At 67.9% G+C, this 26,393-nt stretch carries 20 protein-coding genes; 6 read left to right on the top strand and 14 right to left on the bottom strand.

Going from position 1 to position 26,393, the window contains the following annotated elements:
- Positions 1-85: 85 nt before the first annotated feature.
- From G401_RS54865 to G401_RS0120310, 3 genes are all read right to left on the bottom strand, one after another.
- Entirely contained in the window at positions 86-913 is an 828-nt protein-coding gene (locus G401_RS54865; RefSeq protein ID WP_084557410.1) for a DUF4238 domain-containing protein, read from the bottom strand.
- A 455-nt stretch (positions 914-1,368) separates the two neighbouring features.
- Complete coding sequence (locus G401_RS0120305) at positions 1,369-5,178, bottom strand: hypothetical protein (protein WP_157545959.1); 3,810 nt, start codon at positions 5,176-5,178, stop codon at positions 1,369-1,371.
- A 133-nt stretch (positions 5,179-5,311) separates the two neighbouring features.
- The gene (locus G401_RS0120310; RefSeq protein WP_027343948.1) at positions 5,312-5,947 is read right to left on the bottom strand and encodes an NYN domain-containing protein; all 636 of its coding nucleotides are present in this window, start codon (positions 5,945-5,947) and stop codon (positions 5,312-5,314) included.
- A 237-nt stretch (positions 5,948-6,184) separates the two neighbouring features.
- On the opposite strand from G401_RS0120310, the gene G401_RS55990 reads away from it, so the two are divergent.
- On the top strand, positions 6,185-7,531 hold the full coding sequence (locus G401_RS55990; RefSeq protein ID WP_157545962.1) for a helix-turn-helix domain-containing protein: 1,347 nt from the start codon (positions 6,185-6,187) through the stop codon (positions 7,529-7,531).
- 526 nt (positions 7,532-8,057) lie between these two features.
- Here G401_RS55990 and G401_RS0120320 read toward each other — a convergent pair.
- Entirely contained in the window at positions 8,058-8,969 is a 912-nt protein-coding gene (locus tag G401_RS0120320) for a LysR family transcriptional regulator (RefSeq protein WP_027343949.1), read from the bottom strand.
- Between the two features lie 79 nt (positions 8,970-9,048).
- Between G401_RS0120320 and G401_RS0120325 the strand changes: the two genes are divergently transcribed.
- Positions 9,049-10,248 (top strand): MFS transporter, encoded by a 1,200-nt coding sequence (locus G401_RS0120325; RefSeq protein WP_027343950.1) that lies wholly within the window; start codon positions 9,049-9,051, stop codon positions 10,246-10,248.
- A 42-nt stretch (positions 10,249-10,290) separates the two neighbouring features.
- Here the strand turns inward: G401_RS0120325 and G401_RS0120330 are convergent, their stop codons facing one another.
- The 3 genes from G401_RS0120330 to G401_RS0120340 form a co-directional block, all read right to left on the bottom strand.
- Positions 10,291-10,725: a YdeI/OmpD-associated family protein gene (locus G401_RS0120330; RefSeq protein WP_027343951.1), complete on the bottom strand. Its 435-nt coding sequence runs from the start codon at positions 10,723-10,725 to the stop codon at positions 10,291-10,293.
- Positions 10,726-10,773: 48 nt separating this feature from the next.
- Complete coding sequence (locus G401_RS57140) at positions 10,774-12,201, bottom strand: LysR substrate-binding domain-containing protein (protein WP_064741807.1); 1,428 nt, start codon at positions 12,199-12,201, stop codon at positions 10,774-10,776.
- Positions 12,202-12,330: 129 nt separating this feature from the next.
- A complete protein-coding gene (locus G401_RS0120340) occupies positions 12,331-14,367 on the bottom strand; it encodes a choice-of-anchor D domain-containing protein (protein ID WP_211240787.1) in 2,037 nt (678 codons plus the stop codon).
- Positions 14,368-14,989: 622 nt separating this feature from the next.
- Between G401_RS0120340 and G401_RS0120345 the strand changes: the two genes are divergently transcribed.
- Positions 14,990-15,223, top strand: a complete 234-nt coding sequence (locus tag G401_RS0120345; RefSeq protein ID WP_157545965.1) for a hypothetical protein — start codon at positions 14,990-14,992, stop codon at positions 15,221-15,223.
- A gap of 15 nt (positions 15,224-15,238) precedes the next feature.
- Here G401_RS0120345 and G401_RS0120350 read toward each other — a convergent pair whose 3' ends face one another.
- Positions 15,239-15,967 carry a GAF and ANTAR domain-containing protein gene (locus G401_RS0120350; RefSeq protein WP_051366902.1) on the bottom strand — a complete coding sequence of 243 codons (729 nt, stop codon included), beginning with the start codon at positions 15,965-15,967 and terminating at the stop codon, positions 15,239-15,241.
- A gap of 416 nt (positions 15,968-16,383) precedes the next feature.
- On the opposite strand from G401_RS0120350, the gene G401_RS47085 reads away from it, so the two are divergent.
- Positions 16,384-16,752 carry an anti-sigma factor antagonist gene (locus tag G401_RS47085; protein WP_157545968.1) on the top strand — a complete coding sequence of 123 codons (369 nt, stop codon included), beginning with the start codon at positions 16,384-16,386 and terminating at the stop codon, positions 16,750-16,752.
- A 51-nt stretch (positions 16,753-16,803) separates the two neighbouring features.
- Here the strand turns inward: G401_RS47085 and G401_RS0120360 are convergent, their stop codons facing one another.
- The 3 genes from G401_RS0120360 to G401_RS0120370 form a co-directional block, all read right to left on the bottom strand.
- Positions 16,804-17,634 carry a hypothetical protein gene (locus G401_RS0120360; protein WP_027343955.1) on the bottom strand — a complete coding sequence of 277 codons (831 nt, stop codon included), beginning with the start codon at positions 17,632-17,634 and terminating at the stop codon, positions 16,804-16,806.
- Positions 17,621-18,136: a SigE family RNA polymerase sigma factor gene (locus tag G401_RS0120365; protein ID WP_034592361.1), complete on the bottom strand. Its 516-nt coding sequence runs from the start codon at positions 18,134-18,136 to the stop codon at positions 17,621-17,623. The genes G401_RS0120360 and G401_RS0120365 overlap by 14 nt, the downstream gene beginning before the upstream one ends.
- Positions 18,137-18,199: 63 nt before the next feature.
- Entirely contained in the window at positions 18,200-19,162 is a 963-nt protein-coding gene (locus G401_RS0120370; protein ID WP_027343957.1) for an arabinan endo-1,5-alpha-L-arabinosidase, read from the bottom strand.
- 235 nt (positions 19,163-19,397) lie between these two features.
- Here G401_RS0120370 and G401_RS0120375 point away from each other — a divergent pair, with 235 nt between their 5' ends.
- A complete protein-coding gene (locus tag G401_RS0120375; protein ID WP_027343958.1) occupies positions 19,398-20,894 on the top strand; it encodes an arabinofuranosidase catalytic domain-containing protein in 1,497 nt (498 codons plus the stop codon).
- Positions 20,895-20,940: 46 nt separating this feature from the next.
- On the opposite strand, the gene G401_RS0120380 is transcribed toward G401_RS0120375, so the two are convergent.
- The gene (locus G401_RS0120380; protein ID WP_157545971.1) at positions 20,941-22,440 is read right to left on the bottom strand and encodes a hypothetical protein; all 1,500 of its coding nucleotides are present in this window, start codon (positions 22,438-22,440) and stop codon (positions 20,941-20,943) included.
- 256 nt (positions 22,441-22,696) lie between these two features.
- Between G401_RS0120380 and G401_RS53005 the strand changes: the two genes are divergently transcribed.
- Complete coding sequence (locus G401_RS53005) at positions 22,697-24,364, top strand: hypothetical protein (RefSeq protein ID WP_051366904.1); 1,668 nt, start codon at positions 22,697-22,699, stop codon at positions 24,362-24,364.
- Here G401_RS53005 and G401_RS47095 read toward each other — a convergent pair.
- Together G401_RS47095 and G401_RS47100 are read right to left on the bottom strand one after the other, a co-directional pair.
- On the bottom strand, positions 24,354-25,013 hold the full coding sequence (locus G401_RS47095; RefSeq protein WP_051366905.1) for a VC0807 family protein: 660 nt from the start codon (positions 25,011-25,013) through the stop codon (positions 24,354-24,356). The genes G401_RS53005 and G401_RS47095 overlap by 11 nt on opposite strands.
- A complete protein-coding gene (locus G401_RS47100; protein ID WP_051366906.1) occupies positions 25,010-26,326 on the bottom strand; it encodes a carotenoid oxygenase family protein in 1,317 nt (438 codons plus the stop codon). Before G401_RS47100 ends, G401_RS47095 begins: the two co-directional genes overlap by 4 nt.
- Positions 26,327-26,393: the final 67 nt, after the last annotated feature.

A 26,393-nucleotide genomic window follows, 5' to 3' on the forward strand; every position in this document is an offset into this window, starting at 1 on the left:
AGGGCAAGCCTCGCCATCACATCTAGCTGCTGCCCTACACACTGTCACCGACGAAACTGGAACGACCTGTCTGGGAAGACGAAGATCAGCCACCGAGGAGGCTGTGGTCGTGCCCCCGGAACGGGCTCGCGGTGTGCAGCCGTCGTGACGCATCGTCGAGGGCTGGCAGCTTGCGAAGCAGCCGGGCGTCGTCAGGATGCGCGACGACATATTGAGCCGCGTCGTGCCAGGTGGCGGCGTTCATCCACCGTACCCATGATGGCCGAAGAGTTCGGTGGTCGATGGTTCCAGTCTGTCCGCGGTCGAGCCAGCCAATCATGGCGAGCCGGCCGTTGAGGGGAACGTGCAAGGCGCGTCCCGGCCGGTCTTGTTCGCCGAAGTAGATCCAGCCCCTGTCATTGAGGACGAAGCGGTGCGCGTCTTGTGGGCTGTGAACGAAGCGCCAGCGGAAGCCGCGAACCTGGTGGCGGGCTCGGCCGAGCACGTCGAGGCGTTCGAGGTGTACCTGGTCGCCAGTCACAAGAGGCATGTCGAGTTCGGTGCGCCAACGGTTGACAGCGTCACCGAATTCAGGGTGCCGAACGCCGATCATGGCCACGTAGTCGGCGAGTACGGCGTGGGCGTGAGCATCATCTAGCCGGGTGTCCGCTTTCTCAATCGCCGCAGGCACGACTTCCTCCAGAGGCGCCCATGCCTGATCGACGTGGTCGCGGTGCATACCGGTCGGCGGGTCTGTCAGGCGGTACATGCCGTTGTGATACCCGATGTTCTTCGCAGTTGTGGGGCGCGGTTCCGCCCACTCGCGTCGTCGCCAGATAACGAGCGCGTCACGTCGGCTGCCACTGGGGCCTGCGGCCGTCCCGAAGCCGCCGATGACAGTGGCGGGCTGGAAGTGTTGCCGGGTTCCGGTCATGGTGCAGGGGTCTCCGGGGGCTAGGGCAACGATTCTCGCTCGGGCTGCGGCCCCGGGGCGGGGCAGGACACCGAGTGGTCGGACGGCGAGGGGTCAGTCTACGGTTGTCAGGTCTAGGCTGCCGAGGATTCTTGTCCGATTCACCGAGGTGACTCCGTCGGCGGTTAAGCCGTCCGATACAAAGTCGATCATGAGGGTCATGACCCGGACGGTGAATACGCTCAATCTCAGCTGCGAGTTGTGAGCTTTCTGCTGACCACCTCGGCTGACCCGGTGCTGGTCGCCGGCGGCTCTTCAGTAGTCGCCGTGGATGATCAAAGTGATCCTTCGTTCATGCCGACCCCGCTGCCGATGCGTACGAGATCTACCCGGCGATCACGCCGACCGTCCTGCTCACGGTCACCCATCTTCCGACCTTGGGATCCCCCAAGGGCCTGGCTGGCAGAGCAAGGGTGTCACTGTGCTCGCGCTGGGCCGCTGTCCGGGTCGAGAGGGTTGTCGAGTACGTCGGCGAGCAGGCCGGGGATCGTGAACGGGACTTTCGGATCCTTGGTGTAGGCGGTTGGCTCGATGTCTCGGGTGATGATCAGCGGAAGTGCGCGCCATGATCGGCCGTCGGTCACGCCACATGCGCGGGCGGCTGCTTCCGGGTGCTGCTGGATTTGCTCGACTTTGTCGAGCAGTTTGGGGATGAATCGCTTGCGTCCGTGGGTGAACTTGCGGATGTGGTCTCGCATGGTGGCGACGCTGTAGGGGGTTGCGAGGTCCTTGACCTCGCAGACCCACAGTCGTGAGGTGTTGGGATCGGCGATGAGTATGTCGATCTCGCCGACCGGGTTCGGGATGCCTTCGGCGTGCTGTTCATGCTGTGAGAATTGGAAGCGGTGTGGGAGGCGGGCGGCTGCGACGATGTCGCGTACGGTGCGCTCGAGTTCTCGGTTGCGGTCTTGGCGGTGTTCGACCATGGCGTTGACGACGACGGGCGGCAGTGCTGGTTGGGGCAGCCGGGCTGTGACGAGATAGCTGTTGTGGAGCTGTTGGGCTGCGTATATTAGCCACGGCATGAGCAGAATTTGGCCGTCGACGGCCACGAGCGGCCGGGTGGCCAGCCGGTGCGTTCGGCGTTCAACGTCGAGGAACCGTCGGGCGCCGTAGCTTCGCAGCTCTTCGGTGTCGATCTGAAGTAGACGCAGCGCCGCCTCGATTTGGGTGCGTGGAACGTCCGACCACGCAGTGGTCTCCCGGAGCAGATCGTCTACCTCCACCATTGCTACGCCATCGTCGTCGGTCGGCCAGTCGACGGCGGTGCCGAGTACGGCGGCGATGCCGTCGAGACCTGTGCCCACGGTGCTGGCCAGCAACGTGTCGACCTGCAGGAGGGATGGTTCGGCGAATGTGTGCAATGGCTGAAACGAGCTAGGTTCGCGCTGCTGGTCGCGGCGGGGAAGGAAAGCTCCTTCGGGACTAGCCTGCTGGCCCAGATTCTGCACGGACCACGGCTCTTGGGCGGCGAGCGTGATGAGATGATCACGCTGAGCGCGATGATATTTCGGGAGGTCAATGTCGATCGGCGCGTCCTCTTCATCGGCCGCGGCATCGCCAGGTCGTTCGCGTTCGTTGTCCGCGATGTCTGGCTGAATGAAGTAGGCGCCGTGGCTGTCGACGTCGACTCGGAGGCGGTGAAGGCCCCGTCTGAAACCGTCGTCGGTCGCGGCGGCGAGGATGAATAGCTCGGCGAGCGCAGCAAGTTCCCCAAGCTCGAGTGCATCGGGGGTGCGGGTGCCTGTCGGCGGCTCGGCGATCACCGCCTCCAACAGGACCTGCAAGGCCAATACGTTCGTAGGAAGGTCATCGTCGCGGAAGGCGTCGTGCCAGTTCGGCGCCCACGGCCCGGATAGCGCGTGCACGATCTGATGAGCCCGGCGCTGGTAGGTGGCTTGCGCAGCGTTGAGTCGGGCCGCCACCATGCGTACCAGGGAGGAGCCGCACCCGGCAATCCGGTCCTGCAGGACGGCCTCGATCGTCGGCAGGATTTCGTTTCGGCACATAGCGTGTGCCTTGGCGTCGAAGTAGGTGCCAGGAATGACACGAGGCCGCAGCTGATCGGCGACAGCGCGCATGGCGCGCCACCGAATCGCTGGCGTCCGCGGCAGGGTGTCGATCTCGGCCACCTTCGGCCGGCCGTCGCTGACTGTGTGCAGCGTCATGAGCGGGCCGACCTCACGCCATGCCTCACGGAACACCGCGGCTGGTGTTCCAGGTCGGTCCTCTCGACCCGCCCGGATCCTGCGAACGAGTTCGTGAAGAGCGATGCCCAGCACGTCGTGGGCGCTCACCGGATCTGTGATGAGGAGTCCGAGAACGTCGGGACCGATGACGATCTGCAGTAGAGCTTGCTCTGGTGCACACCCCACCCGCACGCCGTGTCCGCGGTCCGGATCGGGTGGCAGATCCGGCGTAAGGCCCAGCGCGATCGTCACGGGCGCGTCTGCGAGACGGAAATGCGCGGCGATCGTCTCATGGCGAGTGATGCAGTAGCGGACGGCGTCGGCGAGTCCCATGACGGTGTCGATGTCCAGGCGCAGCGGCGCTGCGTCGGAGCCGTCGATGAGGATGACCAGGGCCGGGTCGGTGTTGACTAGGGCAATGGTCCCGTTCGGCGTGGTGAGCAGGTTGGCGACGCTGTCGGTGTCGAGGCGCGCGGCCGGCCAGTCGCGGTGCTCGGGTAGGCCCGCTGCGGCGAGGACTGCATCGAACGGTTCCCACTCGGCCGCCTGCACCCAGGTTGGGTCGTAGTCGGCTTCCGCGATATATAGGGCCGTTTCCTCGGCGGGTTGCTTCTCGTCCAGCCGTCCGCTGTCGGGATCGGCCGGGAGCCCGATGCGTCCCCAGTCCCGCCACGCTGTCCACGCGTCGAGGATGTCCTGGAAGACGACAAGACCATGACCGGGGTGTTCGCCGAGGTCCTGCAGGAAACATTCAACAGCGGCCAAGTCACCAGCGGCGGCGTCGACGAGCTCGACGAATTCTTCGATATGAAGACGAATGACATCACGCACGTGATGGAGGTTGATGACCAACGGGCCGCCGTACAGCACCACGTTGACCCGGTTGCCGGCGTCCGCGGCCTCGGCCGCAACCGAAGGGCTCAGATCTTGGCCGAGCAGGTACCGGGTGCGTGGCTCGTCCTGCGTTGGCAGGTCGAGTTGGTCGGTAGCCTCCTGGATCGCATCAGTGAAGTCGGCCGAATTCAAGGCGCTCGCTACCGCGATCACCGTTCGCAGTCCAAAAACGGTCGGTGTGCCGCTGAGGTCAAGCTCTGGTGGTGCCGACCGGTCCACAGCCTGCTTGGAGAAAATCGCGACGGCGTGCCCATATGTCAGAGCCCGCAGCCGGTCAGCATCGGCGTCGCCGATCTCAGGGTGACGTAGCAGAATGTCTGCCGCCGCGTTCAAGGCGTCGATTGTCAAGCTGGCCGGGACGGGGAACACCGTTCCGGCCGAGCGCAGCCGGAGGACCGCTCCCAGCAACGGTAGGCCCGGCGTGTCGTTGAACGACGCCATGCCGACATCGCAGGTGAGCCAAGCCAATGCCAAGGCCGCGCGCTCAGGTCGGCTGCACCGGTTCGTCAGCTGCTGTTCGTCTCGGTGCGCAGCCATGGATTGCGCAACGGCTTCCACCTCGGCCGTCGACACCACCGGTATGTTGAGAGAGTCGGCCGCCTTTTCGTCGGACGTAGCGACCCAAGCTGCGGCCAGCCTACAGACGATGTCGTCGCCGTGGGCCAGAACTACTTCGATCACGTCGGTCAGAGTGAACCCGACGGCCCGCAACAGGGTGCTGTCGACGGCTCGGGCCGTCGTGTCGAGTCGCCGCAACGTCATAAGTGGATAGAGGTTGTCGCCGGGGTGCAGCCGCCAGCGGCCGCCGGCGATACTGAACCCGACTGACTGCCGTGGATCATTCGTTGCTCCGGACGGCTCCACAGCATGACCTATGACCTCGACGGCTGCATCTACAAGCTCGGCAAGATCTGGGTATGTAGCCGGCCGGCTACCGGTGGGCGGCATGCTGACCGCCCGGAACCACAGCAGCGTGAGGTGCCGCTGCCACGGCCGTGTCCATGGCGCGTCGATCGCGGCACCCAGCAGCGGGATAATCGAATCTGCCGTGAACCTTCGCAGCGCCCTATCGATTGCAGCCCAGCCAGCAGCATCCCCAGCAAGAGCAGACTCGCCGGGACCGTCAGCGTCGCCATCAGCCATGGCGTCCATCATCACCTAACTCGTGCGCCTATCCCGAGCGGTTTCCTCCGGGGAGGATCCCGATGTCGCGCCTGACACGAGCGTACGGACGATGTGGCCCGACCGTGTCTGCGCTACAAGCGGAGCTGTGCCTTCAGCTCCACTTGACGGGGCGGGCGTACTTGCGGCCAGTGGCGTCATTGATCGCGGGTGGCAGCTGCGCCTTACTCAGTGCGGATTCCCGGATGTAGAACACGCCGGCGCCTTGGATGGATCGAAACCGGGGCTGGTTGGACGGCGGCAAGGCCACATACACCGGGCGGTTGGGTGCGATGCGTTGGAGGGATCGGACGGCCGGGAGCATGTCGGAGTCGGCGCTGATCAGCAGGGAGACGTCGCCGACGCCGAGAGCGGCGTCCTCGACCATGGCCACGCCGAGGGCGACGTCGGTCTCCTTTTCCTCGTAGGTCTGGTACGTCGTGGGGCAGGTGCACAGGAAGTCCTTGCGGCAGACCTTGCACCGGCCGATGGTCTTGTTCCTGAAGCGGCCTACGCGCACGTCGACCAGCGCGCCGTTGTGAGTCCGGAGGGCGTCGAGGTAGGTCGTCTGGTTCGCGGCGGCGGCTGGCTCTTCCTTGACGATGGCCGTGAAGTAGCGCACGACCTGCACCTGGTCGTGGGGGCGCAGCTGACGCACCAGCTCGACGACGTCGAGCCACATGTACTTGCGCCGGTACGCCGACTTCATGCCGTAGTACAGGTTGAAGCCGTCGATGTATGCGGTCACCATGGCCAACTCGAACTCACCCCTTCGATCGGTGCTCCGAGTCGCGCGTGGCGGATGGCTCGGGTCGCGTATGCAGCGCTTTCAGTGGTGTTCCCGGCCGGGAGCGTGTACTGTCCCCGGTAGACAACGGCGAGAGATACGCCGAGGACGGCCCCGCAAGGGGCCGTTTTTTGTGCTTGCCGGTCCGCGCCGCTGCGGAGAGCGACCTTCCGAACCATCCTCCGCCGCTCCGCTGACCGCTTGACCAGGATCTTCCACCCAAGCGTGCTGAGCCGTTTCCGAAATCCGATCACCATGTTCGGCTTCCGGTACCGCGTGTTCTCCATCATGAGCGAGGGTTGTAGTGTTCGTCAAGCGGATGCTAGCGTTTCCGTTATGGAAACACCTCGGAGTCTCGTCGCCGCAAACGTCGCCGCCCTGCGCCGGCAGCAGGGCCTCGGAGTCCGTGGCCTGTCCGAGCGTCTGGAAAAGCTCGGGCACCGCATTCTCCCAAGCGGCATCACCAAGATCGAAAAAGATGACCGGGCCGTGTCAGCGGACGACCTCGTCGCCCTCGCGCTAGCTCTCCGAGTGACGCCCAACCGCCTGCTCCTGCCCGTAGAACAGCTAAACGATCACATCGCCCTGACACCCGAGGTCCACACCACCGCCGCACAAGCCTGGAAATGGGCCCTGGCACAGGAGACCTTCGAAGCCGTACTTCCCGGCGCCCCCGTTGGCACGCACGGCGCCGAGCACGACTTCTTCCAAGCATCCCTCCCACCGGCCGAGGCGAGGCGCCGCAGCCAGCCCGCAGTCCAGGTCGCTGACGCGATCAGCCAGCACATCGGCCGGCTCGTGGAGAACATCGCGCGTCTGCACGAGGCTCAAGAGGCTGGCGCCGAGGACGAAGCCAACGAGACCGGCGACGAACTGCTACTAGCGGTAAATCTGCTGCCCCGGCTGATAGCCGACCTTCAAGATCAGATAGAGCGGACGATCTCGGCCTCGCCCCTCTCCGACGAACCGGAGTACGGCAAAGCCGTATTCGCCTCCCTTGTCGTCCATGAGCAAGCACTCGGACGCCTACTCGCCGCCCGGCAGCAGTCCTACCTTGCGCGCGAGTCTGAAGCCACCTACGAGCATGCGCACTTCGATCGACTCCACCGACGCGAGGAAATCCGCGCGCACTTGGCGACCGCCACAGAAAGCGGTGACAGGGAAGCCGCCAAACAGGCTGCCTATGCGCTCGCCGAGGCCGACCGCGAGGTCCATATGACAGAGGCCGTCAGGCAACACTCCCACGAGCAGATCGACCGAGCGGACCACGCCCTCGCCCGAGCGCAGAGCGAGCTCTTCCAGACCCGGCGGATCATGCTCATCCGCAACATCCTCCCGCCGCAACTGCCGCCAGACCTGCGGTACATCGACGAACTTAACCTCTCCGAAGAGCGCGATGGCCAACCGCCCGTTCCGCTCCGATTCGCGAAACTGGCAGCACGCCTCGCAGCGACGCAACACCGCCTAGGCGTCGGACCCCGGCCATCTCCGTTCGCCCAAGTCGCCCGCCGGCTAGCCGGTCTCGATAAGCCGGAACGCATCGAGTAGCTCTACCGTGGACCGCATCGCTTCCAGCGTGTTATCACGTCGACGGCCCAATCGATCATCGGTCGATGTCGTGCTTGCAACGATGGACCTATTCGGGATCATTTCAAGATCGGCTTCGCGGATCTAGCGAGCGTCGAGAGGCCGCCTCCACGCCGTAGCCCGCTTCCAAGCCACGCGGCCAAGCGGACAACCTGTAAGGGGTCGCGACTACCGGGCGAAGTAGGACAAGTCGCGTCGCGGAGTTCATCCTTAACGCGACAGCCACAAGATCATCCGTTAAGGCAGCCGTTAAGAATGAGCTTCACAGCCGGTCAAGAACGACCAAGGTTGACCAAGAATGAAAGCCCAGGTCAGGGTCCTATTTGGTGCGCAACTGCCCAATTTCCAAGGGGCACAAGGGATTAGGGGTTCAAGTCCCTGGCGGCGCACCAAATCGGAGCCGCTCATTCGTCGAAAGACGGGTGGGCGGCTTTGATGCATTGTGGTCGGCGATGCACCTCAGCGGGCTCACCGGAATCAGCTGGTTTCAGCTTGCGGCGGTGGCGGGCCGCGCCAGATCTTCAGCGGGCCGGTCCGATCCCAGCAGATCGAGGAAGGCCGACGCGGCCGGCGTACGGCTGAGGAGGCGGGAGACGACGTACTCGACGCGCATGGGAGCGTCGCTGACCTCGACCGTCACCACCCCAGCGAGCCGGGGCGCGTACGCCGAGGGCAGTAGTGCCACGCCGAGGCCCTGCTCGACCAGCTGGGCCATGAGGTCGGGGGTGGTCACCTCGAAGGCGACGTCGCGGGTGACTCCCGCGGCGGCGAACGCCTGATCGGACTGGGCTCGCCCGGCGGTCCCGGCGGTGAAGTCGACGAAGGGCTCGCCGGACAGCCGGCGCAGGTCGAGCACTGCTGCGCGGGCGAGCGGGTGTTCGGGGCCGAGGACGGCCACGAGGCGGTCGCCGGCGAGTCTGCGGGCCTGGACACCGACCGGTTCGACCGTGGCGGGCAGCCCCAGGAAAGCCACGTCGAGGATGCCTTCGCGTACCTGGTCGACGAGTCGCTCGCTGGCGTCCACCCGCAGACGTACGTGTACCGACGGGTGCCGGCGGCGGAACTCGCGCAGGGCGGCCGGGACGTCGACCGCGGCGATGGTCGGGATCAGGCCGATGACCAGTCTGCCGCGGACCACGCCGACGGCGGCGGCGACCTCCGCGGCCGCACGGTCGGCTGCTTCCAGGCATTGGCGGGCGGCCGGCAGGAACGCGTCACCGGCGGGGGTGAGGCGGACCCGGCGGCTCGTCCGCTCGAACAGCTTGCCGCCCAGCTCGCGCTCCAGGCGGGCGATCTGGTGGCTGAGCGCGGACTGCACCACCCGGCACTGTTCCGCGGCCCGGGTGAAACTGCTCGTCTCGGCGACCGCGACGACGTAGCGCAGCTGCTGAAGCTCCATAGATCCATCTTGCTTCACGATGGATGGGGTGACAAACATGTGTTGGACTCATGGATCATGGCGCGGCAAGACTACGAACATGTCGATCCACCCCGTACGCCCATCGTCGCCGGCCCGCGGCTGGCTCGGCGTCGCCGCCATCACGGCCAGCCTGTTCGTCTTCATCACCACCGAACTCATGCCCGTGGGTCTCCTCACACCGCTGAGCAACAGCCTGGACGTCTCCGTCGGCATCGCCGGCCTGACGGTGACGCTGTACGGCGTGTCCGCCGGGCTCGGCGTACCGTTCATCGTCGCCTGGACACGCCGGATCAACCGGAGAACGCTGCTGATCGCGCTGCTCGCTGTACTGGTGCTGGGCAACCTGATCACCTCTATTGCGCCCACCTTCCCGCTGCTGCTGACGACCCGGCTGGTCATGGGCTTCGCCAACGGCGTGTTCTGGGCCATCGGCGTGGGCATGGCGATGCGCCTCGTACCCGAGCACCGCGCAAGCCGAGCGGCAGCCGTCACCCTGTCCGGCATCTCGATCGGCACGGTCGTGGGCATCCCGCTGGGTACGCTCCTGGAAAGCCTCACCGACTGGCGGTCCACGTTCCTGCTCTGGAGCGGCCTCGGCGCGCTGGCCCTGCTCTCGGTCGTCGCACTCGTCCCGTCCCTGCCCTCGGCGAACGCGGTCCCGGTACGCGAGGTCTTCGGACTGCCCCGCCACAACGCCCGGCTGCGTCAGGTGATGCTGATCGTCATGCTGTTCGTGCTGGGCCACTTCGGCGCGTACACGTTCATCCGGCCGTTCGCGGAGACGACCACCTCCGCGACGCCGGGCTTCGTCACCGCTCTTCTGATCATCTACGGCCTGGGCGGCGCGGCGGGGAACTTCATCGCCGGCCACACCGTGACCCGGAACCTGCGGGCCAGCTTCACCGTCGCCTGCGCCGGGCTCGTCACAGCCCTCCTCGTGATGCTCGTCATCGGCGACCGGCCCGCCGGCCTGATCGCCGCGGTCGTCCTCTGGGGACTCTCCTACGGCGCCATCAACCTGTGCCAGATCAACCTGACGCTCGCCGCCGCGCCCGGCACGTTCGAGGCCGCCATGTCGCTGAACACCATGGCGTACAACACTTCCATCGCCATGGGCGCCCTGCTCGGCGGGCTGGTCGCCGATCACTCCTCGGCCGGCGTACGCGCGGCGTTCTGGTTCGGCACGGTGCTGACCTCGGCTTCGCTCCTGGTCACGCTGGCCACCCGGCCACGGCGCGCCATCGCCCCGCAGACCTGATCCCTGTTCCCTCGGTGGGTCGCCGCCGGAGCCTTCCCCGGGTCAGCCCCGCAGGGTGGCGATGGCCTTCTCGATGCGCCGCCGGCGAGTCTCCGGCTGCTTCGCGCTTTCGATGGCGCGCACATGCTCGCGCTTGTGGCTGTAGGCGAGACCGTCGTACGCGGCGCGGGCGACCGGGTCGCCGTCGAGTGCCTGGGCGAAGTCCTCGGGCTCGACGACGACCCGCGGCTCCGTGTCGAGTTCCAGCTCGACCTCGACTTCCTCGCCGATCGCGACGCCGGCGGCCTGCCGGTTGTGGTTGCTGAGGCCGAGTAGATGCCGGCCTCGCAAGATGGCGACCCGGCTCTTCCAGGAGTGCCCGTTGACCGTGATGATCACCGGCGGTCGCGCGCCCCCGCCGAGCGACTCCACCACCGCCACCGGGACTTCCAGCCCGTGCATGGGCTCGGGCGGCTCGACGAGGGCGCGAAACTTCACGGTGTACCCCTAACCGGTTTTGAGGCTCAGGTCATCAGGATAGATCGGTCATTCCGCGTACGGCTGGCCCTCGGCCTGGGCACTGTAGCCGATGCTCCAGATGTAGCCGTCCGGATCGGCGAACGTGCCGCCGTATCCGCCCCACGGTGTTGCCGCGGCGGGCTTCAGGATCGTCGCTCCGGCCTTCTCGGCCTCCGCGAGGATCTCGTCGACCCGTTCCTCAGTACGCACGACGTAGGTGAGGGCGAGTCCGCTGAAGCCGCTGCCCTCGGGACTGGTGCCCATCTCGGCGGCCAGGCCCTCACGGCCGTAGAAGCCGACCAGCGGACCGCCGTCCAGGGCGAAGAACACCGACAGTCCGAAGTCGCGTTCGATCGTCCAGCTCAGACCCTCGGTGTAGGACTGCTTGGTCCGCTCCATGTCCCCGACACCAAGAAGGATCGAGCTCACGTTCGCTTTCATCTTTTTCTCCTTGGTGGAAGATCCGGCTGAGCGCCTGTCGATCTCAGTCTTCAAGGAGTCCGGACGCCGAACAACGACGCCTTCGGAATGATGCGATGAGTGCGGCTCATCATCGGAGAGCAGCGCCTCGCGCTGCGCGAGAACGGCTCGGACGAACGACGTCAGCATGACCGTCTCGGCATCGGTACGCCACAGAAGCCCCCATTCCACAGGGGCCGCATCGATGATCGGCACGAAGGCCAGGCCCGACCGGCTGTAGTGGTAGCGGTCGCCGGCCGCCCAGTTTCCGGCGATGAAACCGCCTTTCCCGGAGGCGACCTGCGACCAGGCCGTCTCCCACTCCGACACCGCGGAGCCGCGCAGAATGGGACGTCCCCCGGGCGTACGCGCCGGAAGGTGATGATCGATCCAGTAGTCCGGCGTTCCGGCGACGGTCAGCATGCGTACGTCGGCCAGGTCTTCCATGCTGATCGCCGATCGTTGGGCGAAAGGATGGCCGGCGGCGATGACGAGCACCCGGGGCAGCGAGAAGACGATCGGCCCGGCGGTCAGGCCCGCCTCCTCGGCCGGGCGGACGGTGAGCTGGAGGTCGAGCTGACCGGAGTGCAGACCGCCGAACGGATCGCTGAGCGGCACTTCGCGGATCTGGACGTCGCAGTCCGGGTTCGCGGCGGCGAACGCCGTCGCCGCCGCCAGGACGAGATCCCCGGACCAGGCTGCCTGCACACCCACGCGCAGCACCCCGGCGAGCCCTCGCCCCGTCGCCGATGCTCTGGCGACGGCGTCCTGGATCTGCCGGTACCCGGGCACCAGGTCCGACCGGAGCTGTACGCCGAGATCGGTCAGCCGCACCATCCGGTTGTTGCGATCGAACAGCGGAGCTCCCAGCCTGCGCTCCTGCTTCTTGATCGACTGACTGACCCGTGACTGGGTCAGGTGCAGCCGCTCGGCGGTCCGTCCGAAGTGGAGTTCTTCGGCGAGCGTCAGGAAGATCTCGATCTCTCGCAATTCCATCTGATGCCCACACCTTGTCCGCTGGTAAGAGCCTTGGTTGACGCGTACTCCCGGAAGTTGCCGGCTTGAAAGGATGCTCATTGAAATGGCCGCGCCCCCAAGGGAACACGGCCATCCGGGTGGCCCTGCTTACGCGGCGGGGCCGATGACTGGACCGGGCTGTTCGAGGGTCGGCACATGGCTCGCCGGTACGAAGCTGTTGGTGCTCTGGTCCCTCTGGAAGGGGTCTGGGTAGGGCTTCGCATATGGGTAGTAGTAGAAGCTGCCTACGACGTCCACGCAGATGTCGGTGGTGCCGGTCTGGTTGTAGACGTTGAAGGCGGCGCCGGGCCCGATCAGCGTTGCGACGGCGTTGGGCACGACGGTGCCTGCGTTGGCGTTGACGTTGCTGACGCCGGGTTTGCCGAACTCGGCGATCCCGTCCGGCCACACCGCCAGGTAGGTGTTCTTCGTCGGGGTGATCGCGGTGACGTTGAGCGCGAGGGCGTACGTCTGGCTGTCCGCGATGCTGCCCGGAGTGGTGATGGTGGCGGTGGCGCCGCTCGTGAGGGCGTGCGGGGTGCCCTGCCCGATTCGGCTGTCGGCGATGCGGACCGGGGTCATCGGTTTGAAGCGCAGGCCGTCGCCGAGGGTGCTGTCGTCGTAGAAGCCGAAGATGTCCACGATGACATGTGTGGTGCTGGAGGTGTAGACCCCGATCGACGGTAGGTTGTGGCCGCTGCCGGTGCATACCGAGCAGGGGTGGGTCGGGACGATCGCGAAATTCGACACCGTGGCGTTGGTCGCGTAGTTCAGCGTGGAAGCCTTGGGCAGATCGTTGATGCCGTCCCAGGTGGTGAGGAAACCGGCCTTGGCGGGGTTGACGACCGTCACGTTGACGGCGTACGCCCTGACGTGGGGATTGACATCGGCGCCGAAGTTGACCGGGATGTGGGCCGCGTAGCCGGCGGGTAGCTTGCCGGATCCGCCCTGCCGGGTGTCGATCAGGCGTTTGGGTTGGAAGGGCTGGTATTCGCCGCCCACGCGGATCTCGTTGCCGTTGGCGTTGGCTGCGTAGGATCCGACGATGTCGACGATGAGGTGCGTGGAGCCGCTGTTGTTGTACAGGTCGATCTTGCCGCCCGTACCCACAGCGACCGTGACGGAGTTCGCGCCGGTCCAGCCCTTCGGGAAGTTGAGCGACGACGTGGTCGGCCGCGGTTTGCCCGTGGGGTAGACGGTGACGAACCCGCTGGTCGTGGGACCGGTGACAGTCACGTTCAGCACCACGGCGGATACGCCGATCGACGGGCTGCCGTTGCTCACCTGCAGATGGATCACCCCGCCGGCCTTGACGGGAGCCTTGGGGGCGCCCAGACCGGAGCGGGTGTCCAGAAGCCGTTGAGGCTGCACGGGGAAGTAGGTGCCGCCCTGTTCCATGACGCCTTCGGCGGTCAGGTAGACGAGGTGCGAGCCCGCGACGCTGTTGTCCGGCACCACCAGGGTCGCGGCCACTGGTCCGGTCCGCTTCGGGTTCGCCACCACCTGCAGCGAGCAGGTGCCGTTGGTGCTCGCCGTGGTGCCCGAGCAGGTGTCGGCGGCGATCAGGAACGAGTTCGCATCGGTCCCATCGATGGACGCCGTCCCGAAGGTGACCGATGCGGGACCGGTGACCTTCACCGTGACCGGCTGTGGGGCGCTGTTCAGACCGACTTCGCTGAGGTTGAACCGGAGCTGGTCGGGGGTGACGACCACCGCTCGATCGTCGACGCCGTTCAGCGACAGGTAGATGGTGTGGTGTCCGGCGACGCTGTTGTCCGGAATGGTGAGCGTCGCCTTCTGCAGGCCGATGCCCACAGGATGTGGTGTGACCTTGACCGAGCAGGACTGGCCATACGTCAACGTCGCCTGCGAGCACGTGTCGTCGGAAAGCAGGAAGGAAGACGGACTCGCACCGGTGACCGCCATGGCGCCCATGACCGATGCGATGCTGCCGTGAGCCGTGTATGTGAGCGTAGTCGGAGTGCCGGTGTTGTTCTGGGGCTGGTCGCCGAAGTCGGCACCGTTGGTGGCCCAGCTCACCGCCGCATAGTCCAGCGTCGAGTGCCAGCGGACCCCGATCTTCACCGGCGGTTCGGCCGGATCCGTACTGCACCGCGCGAGAACTTCCAACGCGATGCCGGTCAAGGCTCCGTTCTCATCCCGCAGGACCTGTGTGGCTTTGACGGTGGAACCCGCTGCGTCGCACCCGATGCCGTCGTAGCCGACGCTGAGCCGCTGCGGATTCGTGTAGGTTTCGCCTACGACCCATTTCTGACCGGTCGGTGGGGAGACTGTCACGCCCACCCAACCGGAATAGTCGACAGCGTTCTGGTAACTGTCGACGGTGACCAGTTCGCCGGTGAGACTGCCCCGGACTTCGTTGTTCTGGTCATAGACAAGGCCCAGCGTGAGGGAAGACCCGGGTGCCCGGTCCCCGGAATCGATCCAGACTGCATTGTAGGGCGCGGTCGGCGCGGCGGCGTTGGCAACGGCCGGCGCAGCGAGCGCAGTGGCCGCGAGCGTCGCTGCGACAGCGACACGAAACACGCGCAAGGTGACCCCCATGGAAACTGAGCGCGAAAAAGATCTTCACAAGCGATCAGCAACGTAACCAGGCGGGCGCCCTGCGACAAGCGAGTTCGGCGAAGACTGTCCGAAGAGACTGCTGCGGACGGCGACCGTGCCATTGAGACGAACCCGTCGCAGACGTTGGCCGCAGCCACCCTCATTGATTGATGACCGACTATGGATGGCGTACACTCCGATCATGTTGCGACGCACCCTTTACACGGTCCTCGCCCTCGGCGCCCTCGCGGTGGCCACCCCCGCCGCCGCGTACGCCGGGCCGCCTGTGGGGCAGCACCAGAGCGTGACCTACACCTACTACTCGACCGCCGCCAAGACGACCGCCGTCGGCTGGTACTCCTACGGGTACTGCGGCGAACCGTTCGACTACGGGACGCACACCTCGTACTTCACGATCGTCGTCGTCAACTGCTGACGCGTACTCCCGGGTTCAGCCGGCCGCGGTGAGCGCGAGCTTGGCGATCGCGGCCTCGAACTCACCGTCGTGGTGCGCGGCCACGAGCAGGGCGGCAAGCTCGCGGACCTTGGTGTTGCTGTTCTGCGACGAGCGCCGCAGGGCGGCGAACGCCTGCTCGTCGTCGATGTCGAACTGCCGCATCAGCATGCCCTGCGCCTGGCCCACCAGCGATCGGGTACGCAGAGCCTCGCGTAGCTGCGCGATGATCTGAGTGCTGTCGTGGTAGAGCGAGGCGTTGTCGAACGCGACTCCCGCGTGCAGGGTGAGCAGCAGGACCACGTCGTACGCCGTGTCGACGAACTGGTCCGCCGTACGCGACAGCAGCGTGAGCACCGCCGTCTCCTGCCCCTCGGTGGCCAGCGGGAGGGCGAGGCAGCTCTGGTACCCGGCGTTGGCGAGGTAGGTGCTGAAGGTCGGCCAGCGCTGGTCGGTGCCGACGTTGTCCAGCCGCCGGGGTTCGGCGAAGGTGGCCGCCTCGACGACGGGGCCGGCGGCGACGAGGTCGAACCCCTTGTCGCTGCCCGCGACCGTCTCCATCGCGCCGTTGGCCCGCACGACGAGGATGGCGTCGTCGCAGCCCGGGATGATGCGCGCGACCCTGGCCACGAAGCGGTCGAGGGTGGCGCCGTAGTCGTCGTCGTCCACCAGCCGTGTGATCTCCGCCAGCTCTTGTGCGAGGCCCAGGATGTCGTCGTCGGTCACCAGCCCATTGTCCGAGGGGTACGCGATCCCCGCACGCGGAGGCTGGCGTTACCTGCATCTCACCGCCGACCGACCCGGCGGGGGTACGCGCCGGGAGCGGGAACGGTGGCCGGGCAACCCGCCGGGGCGCTTCCTTCCGAACACCCCGGACCGGCCGGTGCCACCGATACCGCTCCCGGCGGCGACGGCGTACCCGGGGAGGACGCGGGCAAACGGACGAACGGGCATCTGTTGGTGAAATGGCGGACTTGTGCCGCCGCGCGGCCACTCACTACAGTGGCGGACGCTCACGGTTACGAAGTCAGCTGTGTGCCCTGTCGAGTTGAGTCGCCTGCCGCCGAGGCCGGCCGCCGTCGCTCCGCCGTGGAGCGGTGGCGGGCGTCGTCGCGGTGCGGCTGTCCGTCGCGGAGGCCACGATGACCGTACCCGCCAGCCTGCCGTCAGGCCTGACCGTCCGCCGGTACGCCCCGGCGCCCGCAGCCGTCGTCGTCGAACTGACCGGCACCGTCGACATCCGCACCGAAGCCGCGATGCGGGCCGCCCTGGTCCTGCCCGACAGCGGCGTACGCCTGCTCGTCTGCGATCTGACCCCGTTGTCGTTCATGGGAGCCTGCGGTCTGCAGGTGCTCCTCCAGACCCGCGACGCACTCATCGACCAGGGTGCCGGCCTGCGCGTGGTCGTCACCCGGCCTGTCATCGTCCGCATGATGGCGGTGACGGGGCTGACGGAGGTGCTCGGCGTACGCGCGACCGTGGCCGAAGCGCTCGGCGAGGGGAGGGCGTGACCGGCACACCCTCCCCTGCTGTTCGGTTCTCTCTTCGGAGCCCCGGACTGTTCAGACCCGGCGGAATCCGGCCGGCACGGTCAGGTTCAGCGCGGCGAGGTTCTCGTCGGTGCGCTCCAGCCAGGTGTAGTCGAGCACCATCCCGGTCGCCGGCTTCGCCATGACGTACGCCGTGCGTACGGGCAGGTAGCTGGTGGCGTCGACCCAGAGGTCCACGCCGGGGCCCGTCGCCGACGGGTGGCCGGACAGGCGGAGGTGGACGGTGTCGCGCCCGTCGACCTTCTCGTTGCCGACGAGCACCGCCTTCCCGTTCGTCAGCGCGTCCCGGATCTCCTGCGGATCGGAGAACGGGCTCTTCGGGATGCCGCCCGACGGGGTGATGGTGACCGGCGTGGCCGACCAGGTCCGGTTCTCGTAGTTCACGAGGAGCATCGTGTGCAGGTCGGCCGTGAGCCCGCCGGAGGCCACCTTGCGGCCGTCGCGGTACCCGTCGGACCGGAAGCGGCCCGTCGACCGGTCCATGGTCAGCTCGAAGAGGCCGACGGCGGCGGCGGAGCCCTTGGCGCGTACGAGGCTGTCGGACGCGGCCGCCAGTGCCTTGACCGTGTTCGCCTGGACGTACGCGACGTCCACCATGGACGGTGCCGCGCTGGCAGCCGGTCGGCCGGCGGTGATCTGTCCCGGCCGGTCGGCGACCCCGGAGGCGACCAGCGACACCGCCACCGCGACGGCCGGGACCGCGACGCCGGCGCGTACCGCCCAGACGTGGCGTACCTGGGCCCGGTGCAGCGTACGCACGAGGTCGGGTGACGAGGTGATGCCCGCCGTCTCCGCCTTCAGCCGCGCGCCGAGGTGTTCGGCCAGTTGTTCATCGGTGAGCATGGTGTGCCTCCGTGTTCAGGTCGGTGAGCAGTTCCCGCAGCCGCGCGAGGCCCCGGGAGGTGTAGGACTTGACCGTTCCGGTCGAGCAGCCGAGCAGGCGCGCGGTCTGCTCGACGGTGAGGTCCTCGAAGAACCGCAGCACGACGACCTGGCGCTGGCGGATCGGCAGGACGCGGAGGACCTGGGCGATCTCCTGCCGCTCGCCGAACCGGTCGGCTGCCGGGTCGGCCGAGCGCAGGGCGTCCGGGTCGGGCGGCAGCGGCAGCTCCCGCGGGCGGCGCAGCAGCGTCCGGATCCGGTCGCGGGAGAGGTTCACGAGCACTTGGCGGACGTAGGACTCAGGTGCGTCCCGCGCCCGCCGCCAGTGCCGCAGGGTCCGCAGCAACGCCGTCTGCAGGAGATCCTCGGCGTGGCCCCGGTCCCCCGTGAGCAGATAGGCCGTACGCAGCAGCGCGGTCGATCGTTCCTCGACGAAGGAGACGAAACTGGGATCGACGTTCACGGCTATCAGAACTCCGGCCGCGCGTACCGGGTTGCCAGGGCCCGGGAGGCGCCAAGGAGGGGCTCAGTACACGTACGGCCAGCCCGCCGAGTCGTAGCCGAGCAGGTTGATGCCCAGCCGCGACGCGCCCTGGTCGTTGTAGTAGTGGTAGACCAGCACGTCGGCGTCGCTGTCGGTGAAGACGGACTGCCCGCCCGGACCGTGGTAGGCACCGTGCCCGGCGAGGATCTCCGATCCGCCGCCCGAGGTCATCCGGGTCCCGTTCTTGTCCACGAACGGCCCGTTGGGGCTCGTCGCGCGGCCGACCATGATCCGGTACGTGCTGGCGGCCCCTCGGCAGCAGTAGTCGAACGAAACGTAGAGGTAGTAGTACGAGCCGTGCTTGAACAGGAAGGGGGCCTCGATCGGGCCGCCGCCGCGACCGGCGACGTTCCGGATGGTGCCGTTCAGCGGTTTGCCCGTGCTCGGACTCAGCTCGATCTGCTGGATGCCGGACCAGAACGAGCCGAAGGTCAGCCACCAGCGCCCGGACGGGTCGACGTACAGGTTCGGGTCGATGGCGTTGTAGTTGTTCGCGGTGTTCGACTCGATCACCAGGCCGTTGTTGGTCCACGTGCCGGGGTTTCCGGTGGTGCTGGTCGCGAGGAAGATCGCCGAGTGGTTGGAGCCGAACGTCGAGGCCGCGTAGTACATCAGGTACTTCCCGCCCCGGTAGGAGATGTCCGGCGCCCACAGTGACGCGCTGCCGCCGGTGTACGCGGTCGTCCACGGCGCCCCGCCCGGGAAGGCGGCGCCGGCGTCGCGGAACGCGGTGCGATCGCTCGACGTCTTCAGCACGATGTTGTTGCCGGTGTAGGGGATCAGGTACGTCCCGTCGGTCCGCTTGACGATGCCCGGGTCGTGTACGCCGACACTGCCGGTCACCGTTCCCGGATTCGGATAGGTCGCCGCACCGGCCGGGGCCGGAAGAGCCGTGGAGCCGGCGATCGCGACCAGGACGGCCGCGAGCGCGACGGTTTTCCTCATGAGTGCCTCCCTGTCTGGGCGTAACAGGCACCGGCGCCGGTCTCGGCCCGGTCGGGACAGTGTTAGCGCTAACATACAGATCCGTCAAGATGATTGATCTGATCCATCGGGTGAAGTGGGCGTTCGCTCTTGACATCGCGGCAACATTCCCGAGAATCGTTGTTAACGTTCACACAAATGATCTCTCGGCGTCGGCCGCCCGGGCCGCTGCCACTGCGTACGGGAAAGGTCTCTCATGGGTCTGCAGCGCTGGCGCTCCTCGTGGCGCGCGGTCCTCGCGGCCGGCGCCACCGCGGCGCTCGCCGCCACGACGCTCATCGCGGGGGCGGGCACGGCGAACGCGGCCGGCACCCTGCCCTGCGACATCTACGCGAGCGGCGGTACGCCCTGCGTGGCCGCCCACAGCACGACCCGCGCGCTGTTCGGCGCCTACAGCGGATCGCTCTACCAGGTGCGGCGCTGGTCGGACGGTGCGACGACGAACATCGGCGTGCTGAGCGCCGGCGGGTACGCGAACGCGGCCGCCCAAGACTCGTTCTGCTCCGGCACCTACTGCACGATCGTGCGGATCTACGACCAGACCTCGCACCACAACGACCTCACGATCGCGCCGGGCGGGGGCGCCAACCCGACCGGTGACCAGGGTGCGAACGCCGCGGCGCTGCCCGTGACGGCCGGCGGCCACAAGGTGTACGGCGTCTACATCTCGGCGGGCAACGGTTACCGCAACAACGCGACCAACGGCGTCGCCACCGGCAGCCACCCCGAGGGCCTGTACATGGTGACCGAGGGCACGCACGTCAACAACCGGTGCTGCTTCGACTACGGCAACGCCGAGACCAGCAACAACGACACCGGCAACGGTGACATGGACGCCATCTACTTCGGCACCCTCTGCTGGTTCTCGCCGTGCAGCGGGTCCAACCCGAAGGTCATGGCCGACCTGGAGAACGGCCTGTTCGCCGGCGGCAACGGCTCGAACACCGCGAACACCGGTCGCAACAGCGCCTTCGTCACGGCCATGACCAAGAACAACGGCACCTCGACGTACGCGATCAAGGACGGCAACGCGCAGTCGGGCGGGTTGTCCACCCGGTACAACGGCTCGCTGCCGACGCAGTCGGGCTACATTCCGATGACCAAGCAGGGCGCGATCATCCTGGGCATCGGCGGCGACAACAGCAACGGCTCGGTCGGCTCGTTCTTCGAGGGCGTCATGACCAGCGGGTACCCGTCGGACGCCACCGAGAACTCGGTGCAGTCGAACGTCGTCTCGGTCGGGTACGCCAAGAGCGTGACGTTCCCGGTGAGCGGCTCGACGTACCGGCTGACCAACCTCGCCAGCGGCAAGGTGCTCGACGCGGTCAACTGCGGCACGGCCAACGGCACCGCGCTCGACGTCTGGCAGGCGCTGGGCAACACGTGCCAGCAGTGGAAGTTCACCAGCGTCGGCGCGAACAAATGGACGCTCACGAACGTCAACGCCGGCAAGGTGCTCGACGCCGTCAACTGCGGCCTGGCGCTCGGCACGGCGACCGACCTGTGGCAGTCGCTCGGCAACAACTGCCAGCAGTGGGCGGTCATCCCCGCCGGCAACGGCCGCTACGAACTCGTCGTCGAGAACAGCGGCATGGTCCTCGACGACCAGAACTGCGGCACCGCGAACGGCACCAAGGTGCAGATGTGGATGTGGCTCAACAACACCTGCCAGCTCTGGTCCATCGCCTCCTGAGGCGGCGACGCGAAGGGCGGGTCCCATGGGGCCCGCCCTTTCTCCGCTAGATCCGCCAGGCGCGCAGCTCGATCGCCCCGGACGCGGCCCACTCCCGGGCCTGCCGCAGCAGGCGCCCGGCCACCGGCACTCCCAGCCGCAGGAACACGACCAGATAGAACCCGGCGATCAGTACGCCGTGGCGCGGCAGCGGCAGGTGGTGCACCAGCGGCCACCAGAGCGAGCTGTATTCGGGCGTGTAGTGGCACATGTGCTCAAGCTGGTACTCGTTGTCCTGGCAGAGCTTGGGCAGGTCGTGGCCCCACATCAGCGAGTTGGCCCCCACCCAGCAGCTGAGCGCGAGTACGCCGAGCGTGGCCAGGTTGACCAGCGGCCGGGCGGCCCGGTCGGCGAGGCAGGCGGCGAGGGCGGCGGCTGCCGGAAGGATGCCGGCGAGGAAGAAGCGGGGACCCCAGAACCAGGCGCCGTGCCAGGCCCACCAGGAGGAGTACAGCACGACGAGGCCGGCGACCAGGAACATCCACAACCGGTACGCCTCCCCCAGTTCGGCGCCGAACTGGGCGAGCCGGCGGCGGGCGGGCAGGACGAGGCCGGGGATGAACCAGACGATGCCCTTGCCGAAGCTGAAGATGATCGAGATGAACCCGAAGAAGAACGGGTACGAGAAGCCGCCCACGCCGACGTACGGCATCGGGGTGTTGTTGGGCAGGTGGAAGACCTCGTAGCCGCTGTCGAACGGGCTGCCGCGGCGCAGCCAGGCCTCGCCCCAGATCATGAGGGCGGCGGCGGCCGCGGCGAAGCCGTAGCGCAGGCGGCGGTTGCGCCAGGCCCAGGCGAGCGTGACGAGCGCGAGGGCAGGCAGCGAGGCAGGCGTGTTGGCGGTGCCGAGGACCACCGCGACCCAGCCGGCGGCCCGGATCAGCTTGTCCCGGCGCGTGTCGCCCCGCCGGACCACGGCCAGCAGGCCGACACCCTGGCCGGCGACGGTGAACATCTCGCCGTAGTAGCTGCCGAGCGCCGGGGCGATCATGCTGGCGGCCAGGCACAGCAGGATGAAGTGCCGCGCGACCACCCGCTCGGTACGCCCCCGCAGCAGCAGCCACGCGCACGTGAAGGCGACGGCGGCCACGATGCAGTTGTAGTACGCGATGAGCTTCGGGTCGATCTCCCACAGCGGGGCCGAGAAGATCGGGCCGACCAGCGAGTACGGGTGGCGGTCGAGCGTGTGGTTCTTGAGCAGGTCGACCAGGGAGATCCGCCGCCACACCGCGTCGCCGTAGACGGTGTGCGTCTGGCCGAAGTACAGGACCGCGCCCGCGCACGCGACGAGCAGCCAGTCGACCAGGGCGGCGAGTCGGCCCCGCCAGTGGCGGGAGGGCGCGGTGCGGGGATCCGGCGGCAGGGGCTCGTGGATCGCCGGCGCCTGCGACGTGGTCATGCTGCTACTCCTGATGCTGCGGGGGCGGGGCACGGTCGACACGTGGATGTCGCCGGAAGCGCCGAGGTCGGGTTCGGCGTGGTGCCTCGTCGCAGCAGCATAGGGCATGTCCGATTCGTGTACGGGCGAAGATCGAGCGCGGACGCTTGTCCGCAAAGTCGGTCGGTGAGGAGAATGATAGCTTTTCACCCGGATCCTGCGAGGAACGTGGGGAGCGATGGCACACAGCAGCACGATCGACCGACCGGTGGTCGTACGCAGGGCGATACGGCATCCGCACCCCCCGTTACGCGCATGGTGGCCGGTTCTCCTCCTCGGCGGGTATGCACTGAACGTCGCCTGGCGGGTGTGGAGCGTGCGGCATATGACATCCCCCACAATCCGCGCCGACGAGGACTCGTACCTGCTCACGGCGCGGGCCCTCAGCACCGGCGTCGGCGGCGACACCAGCGAGAACGAGCTCTTCCGCCGGGTCGGGTACCCGCTGTTGATCTCGCCGGTCTACGCGTTCACGAACGACCCCGCGATCGCCTACCGCGCCGTGCAGGTGCTCAACGCCGTGGTGAACGCGACCACTTTTCTCCTCGCGTACTCGATGGGCAGGCGGATGTTCGGCTGGCGCCAGCCGCTCGCGCTGCTGGGCGCCGCGGCCGCCGCGAGCATGCCCGCGGTGGCCTTCTACGCGGGCTTCGCGCTGACCGACGCGGTGCTCGCGCCGGTCTTCCTGGCCTGGCTGCTCGCGCTGCACGCCCTGCTCGGCCGGCCCCGGTCGGCGGCCGCCGCGGCCCTCGCGGGCGCCGCGGCGGGCCTGGCCTATCTGATCCACGTCCGCGGCCTGGTGGTGATCGCACTCCACGCCTCGGTGCTGCTCCTTCTGGCGGTACGCGGGAAGCGGCTGACGGCGCCGATCCTCTTCTCGGCTGCCGCGGCGGCCTGTGGAGTGCTGCTGAACTCGATGCTCGTCACGGTGCTGGGCGACGGTATGCGGCTGGGCGGGGTCAGCCCGGACGGGTCCGACGTGGAGCACGCGACGACGGCGGCCGGGCTGGCGGCGACGGGACTGTCGGCGACCGGCCAGCTCTGGTACCTCGCGGTCGCCGGCTTCGGCCTGACGGCCCTGGGGATGGCGGCCATACCGATGTGGCGCCACCGCGACCGGACCGCGATGGCGGTCATGCTGGTCGCGGCGCTCGCCACGGTCGGGATCGCCCTGCTCAGCGCGGGTGTGCTGCAGAGTGTCGGGGCGAACCGGATGAACTACCTCGCCTATGCCCGCTACGTGCACGTGTTCGGGCCGTTCTGGATGCTGGCCGGCATCGCCGCGATCACACCCCCGGTACGCCGCCATTTCGGCGTCCTCGCCGGCGCGGTGCTGCTCGTGGTCGGCGGCGGCGCCCTGGTGGCGTGGCGGATGCGTACCGGGTCGATGCTTCCGGGGTTCTATCCGTTCGACTCCCCCGAGCTCAGCCTGCTCACCGACGGCTGGACGACGCTGCGGCCGCTGCGGGCGACGGCCCTCGGCCTCGGCGCGATCGGCACGGTCGCCGCGGTCTGGCTGCTGCGCGGCCGGCGGCGGCCGGCGTACATCGGTGTGGTGCTGGGACTCGTGATCGCCGTCCAGGCCGTCATGATCCCGGCGACCGCCCGGCTGATCAGCGTACCGATGATGAACGCGAGCCTGCCGCAGCCGCCCCTGGCCGACCTCGGCGTACGCCCCGGCGACACCGTCGCGGTGCACTCGGGTGTGGTCTGGTGGGAACTGCGCAACGTCCAGCGCGAGGTGAACTGGTCGCCCGTCGCGACCTTCGCCGACCGCCCGTCGGCCGGGACCCGGGTCGTCGTCGGCTACTACGCGCCGGGCACTCCGGCGTACTGGAACGGCGCGAAGTACGGCTTCCACCTCGTGGGCACCGGCAAGCCGTACTGGGCCGTCTGGCGGATCGACCCGCCCCGCCTGCCCGTGCCCGGCACGAAACGAAGGCCCCCGATCGCCGGGCGCCTTCGTTCCTCCGCCGATCCGGTCAGGCGCTGACCGACACCCGTCCGGCCTGCTCCTGGGCCGCGGCGCGGGCCTGGATCCGCCGGACGAACCAGCCGTTCCAGATCGACGTCAGCACCATGACCCCGATGAACATCACGCTCGACGCTGTGACGGCCGCGGAGGTCGGCAGCAGCAGGACGACCGGGATACGCACGACCGCGTCGGCGACCAGAGCGACACCCCACACCCCCGACATGAGCCGGAAGTTGCGCCGGAACGCGGGGACCGTCGCCCACTTGTTCTCGAAGTCCGCGATCTCCTCGGGCCGGCCCTCCTTCATCCGCAGCGCCGCGTGGTAGATCAGCGGCTTGCCGACGACCAGGCTGACCAGGAACGCCGCCCCCGCCGCGAAAGTCGCGAAGGATTCCTTGACCAGCAGGAACTTGGCATCGCCGGTGAGGAACGAGAGCAGCAGGCCGATGGCGAACACACCCACCATGACGCCGGCGAACACGTCGAACCGGCGGGCGCGTACCGCCACGTAGAGGACGCGCAGCAGGGCGACGACCGAGCCTGCCAGCAGGGCCACGTAGTCGTCCGCGCCGAGCCAGTGCGCCACGAAGTACGCGCCCAGCGACAGGCCGACGTCCCACAGCAGCGACATCAGGATGGCAGCGGGTCCGACCGAATTCTTGTTCATCGCTTCTCCCCCAGGATTTCCGTGCGCTCAGTATTTCCGATCATGGTGTCGTCGCCGTCGGCGATCCACGCCCCGTGGAACCCCGCCGGTACGCGCCGCGGCAGGTGCACCGTCGCGACAGGACCCGCGGCGAGGTCGGTGGCGTCGTGCACGAGCAGCCGCGACGGGGTCTCCGGACGGTCGTGCGTCGCGATCGATATCAGCCAGCCGTCGTCTTCGGCCGTACCGTTGCGGCCGGCGACGAACACCGCCTCCCCGACGTGCCAGCCGGCACCGAGGGAGTCGGCCGTCTGCGCTCCGCCGCGGCCGTCGTACTTGACGACCGTGTCGGCGCTGACCGCGTACAGGTATCGGTGGTTCTTGCCCACGAACGCGTCGTTGAGGGTGGGGAACTCGATCCGCCGGTCGTCGAGCTGCTCCTCGCGTACGCCGGCGGCGGGGTCGAGCGTCCAGCGGTACAGGCGGCTGGTGCTCCGCGCCGACTCCTCGGCCCGGCCGCCGATCTCCGTCCAGGTGCCCATCCAGGCGGCGCGGTCGTAGCGGACGGCGTCCAGGACCACCCGGCCCTCGGCGTCCTCGCTGGCGTTGCCGACGTGGAAGACGTAGCAGGGCTCCACGTCGTACCACCGGACGGGCCCGCCCGCCTTCGGCATGACCCCGATCCGCGCCCCGTACGCGTCGCTCCACCGGTAGGGCATCGTCTTGCCGACCAGGTCGAGATCGAAGACGACGGGCAGGTCCAGCCACACGATGTGGTTCCGCGTCATCGCGAAGTCGTGCATCATCGTCGGCCCGGGCACCTCGATCTCCCGGCTCTCGACGAGCTTCCCGTCGGCCGACAGCCGGTGGTAGGTGAGGAAGGGCGCCCGCGCGCCGTAGCCGAAGAAGAACAGCTCACCGGTGTCCGGGTCGGTCTTCGGATGCGCGGTCATCGCCGTGGTCAGCCGGCCGTCGAAGTCGCACCGGCCGACGGTCGCCAGCTCCCGGTCGATCTCCACCGGCGGCTGCGTCTCGACCAGCGCGTACAGGCGGCCGGCGTGGGACAGCACCGACGTGTTGGCCGGGCCCTCGTGCTCCGCGTAGCGCACCCAGCGGTTGCGGTACCACTCGGCCCGCCCGTCCGCGATGCGTACGCCGTGCAGCATGCCGGCGCCGATGAACCAGTGCGGCGCGCGCTCGCCCGGCCGGGGGTTGGGCCCGTTGCGGAAGTACCGGCCGGCCAGCTCGGCCGGCAGCGTCCCGGTCACGGTCAGGTCGACCGCGCTGATCTCGTCGGGCACCGGAGCCGTGTAGCTCGGGATGTCGTTCTGCATATGACGAGACTGACATGTCGTGTTCGACATGTCAACACCAACATGTCAAAGTCGTCAGGTACGCTAC

This window comes from Hamadaea tsunoensis DSM 44101 (assembly GCF_000428945.1).
Classification (GTDB): Bacteria; Actinomycetota; Actinomycetes; order Mycobacteriales; family Micromonosporaceae; genus Hamadaea; species Hamadaea tsunoensis.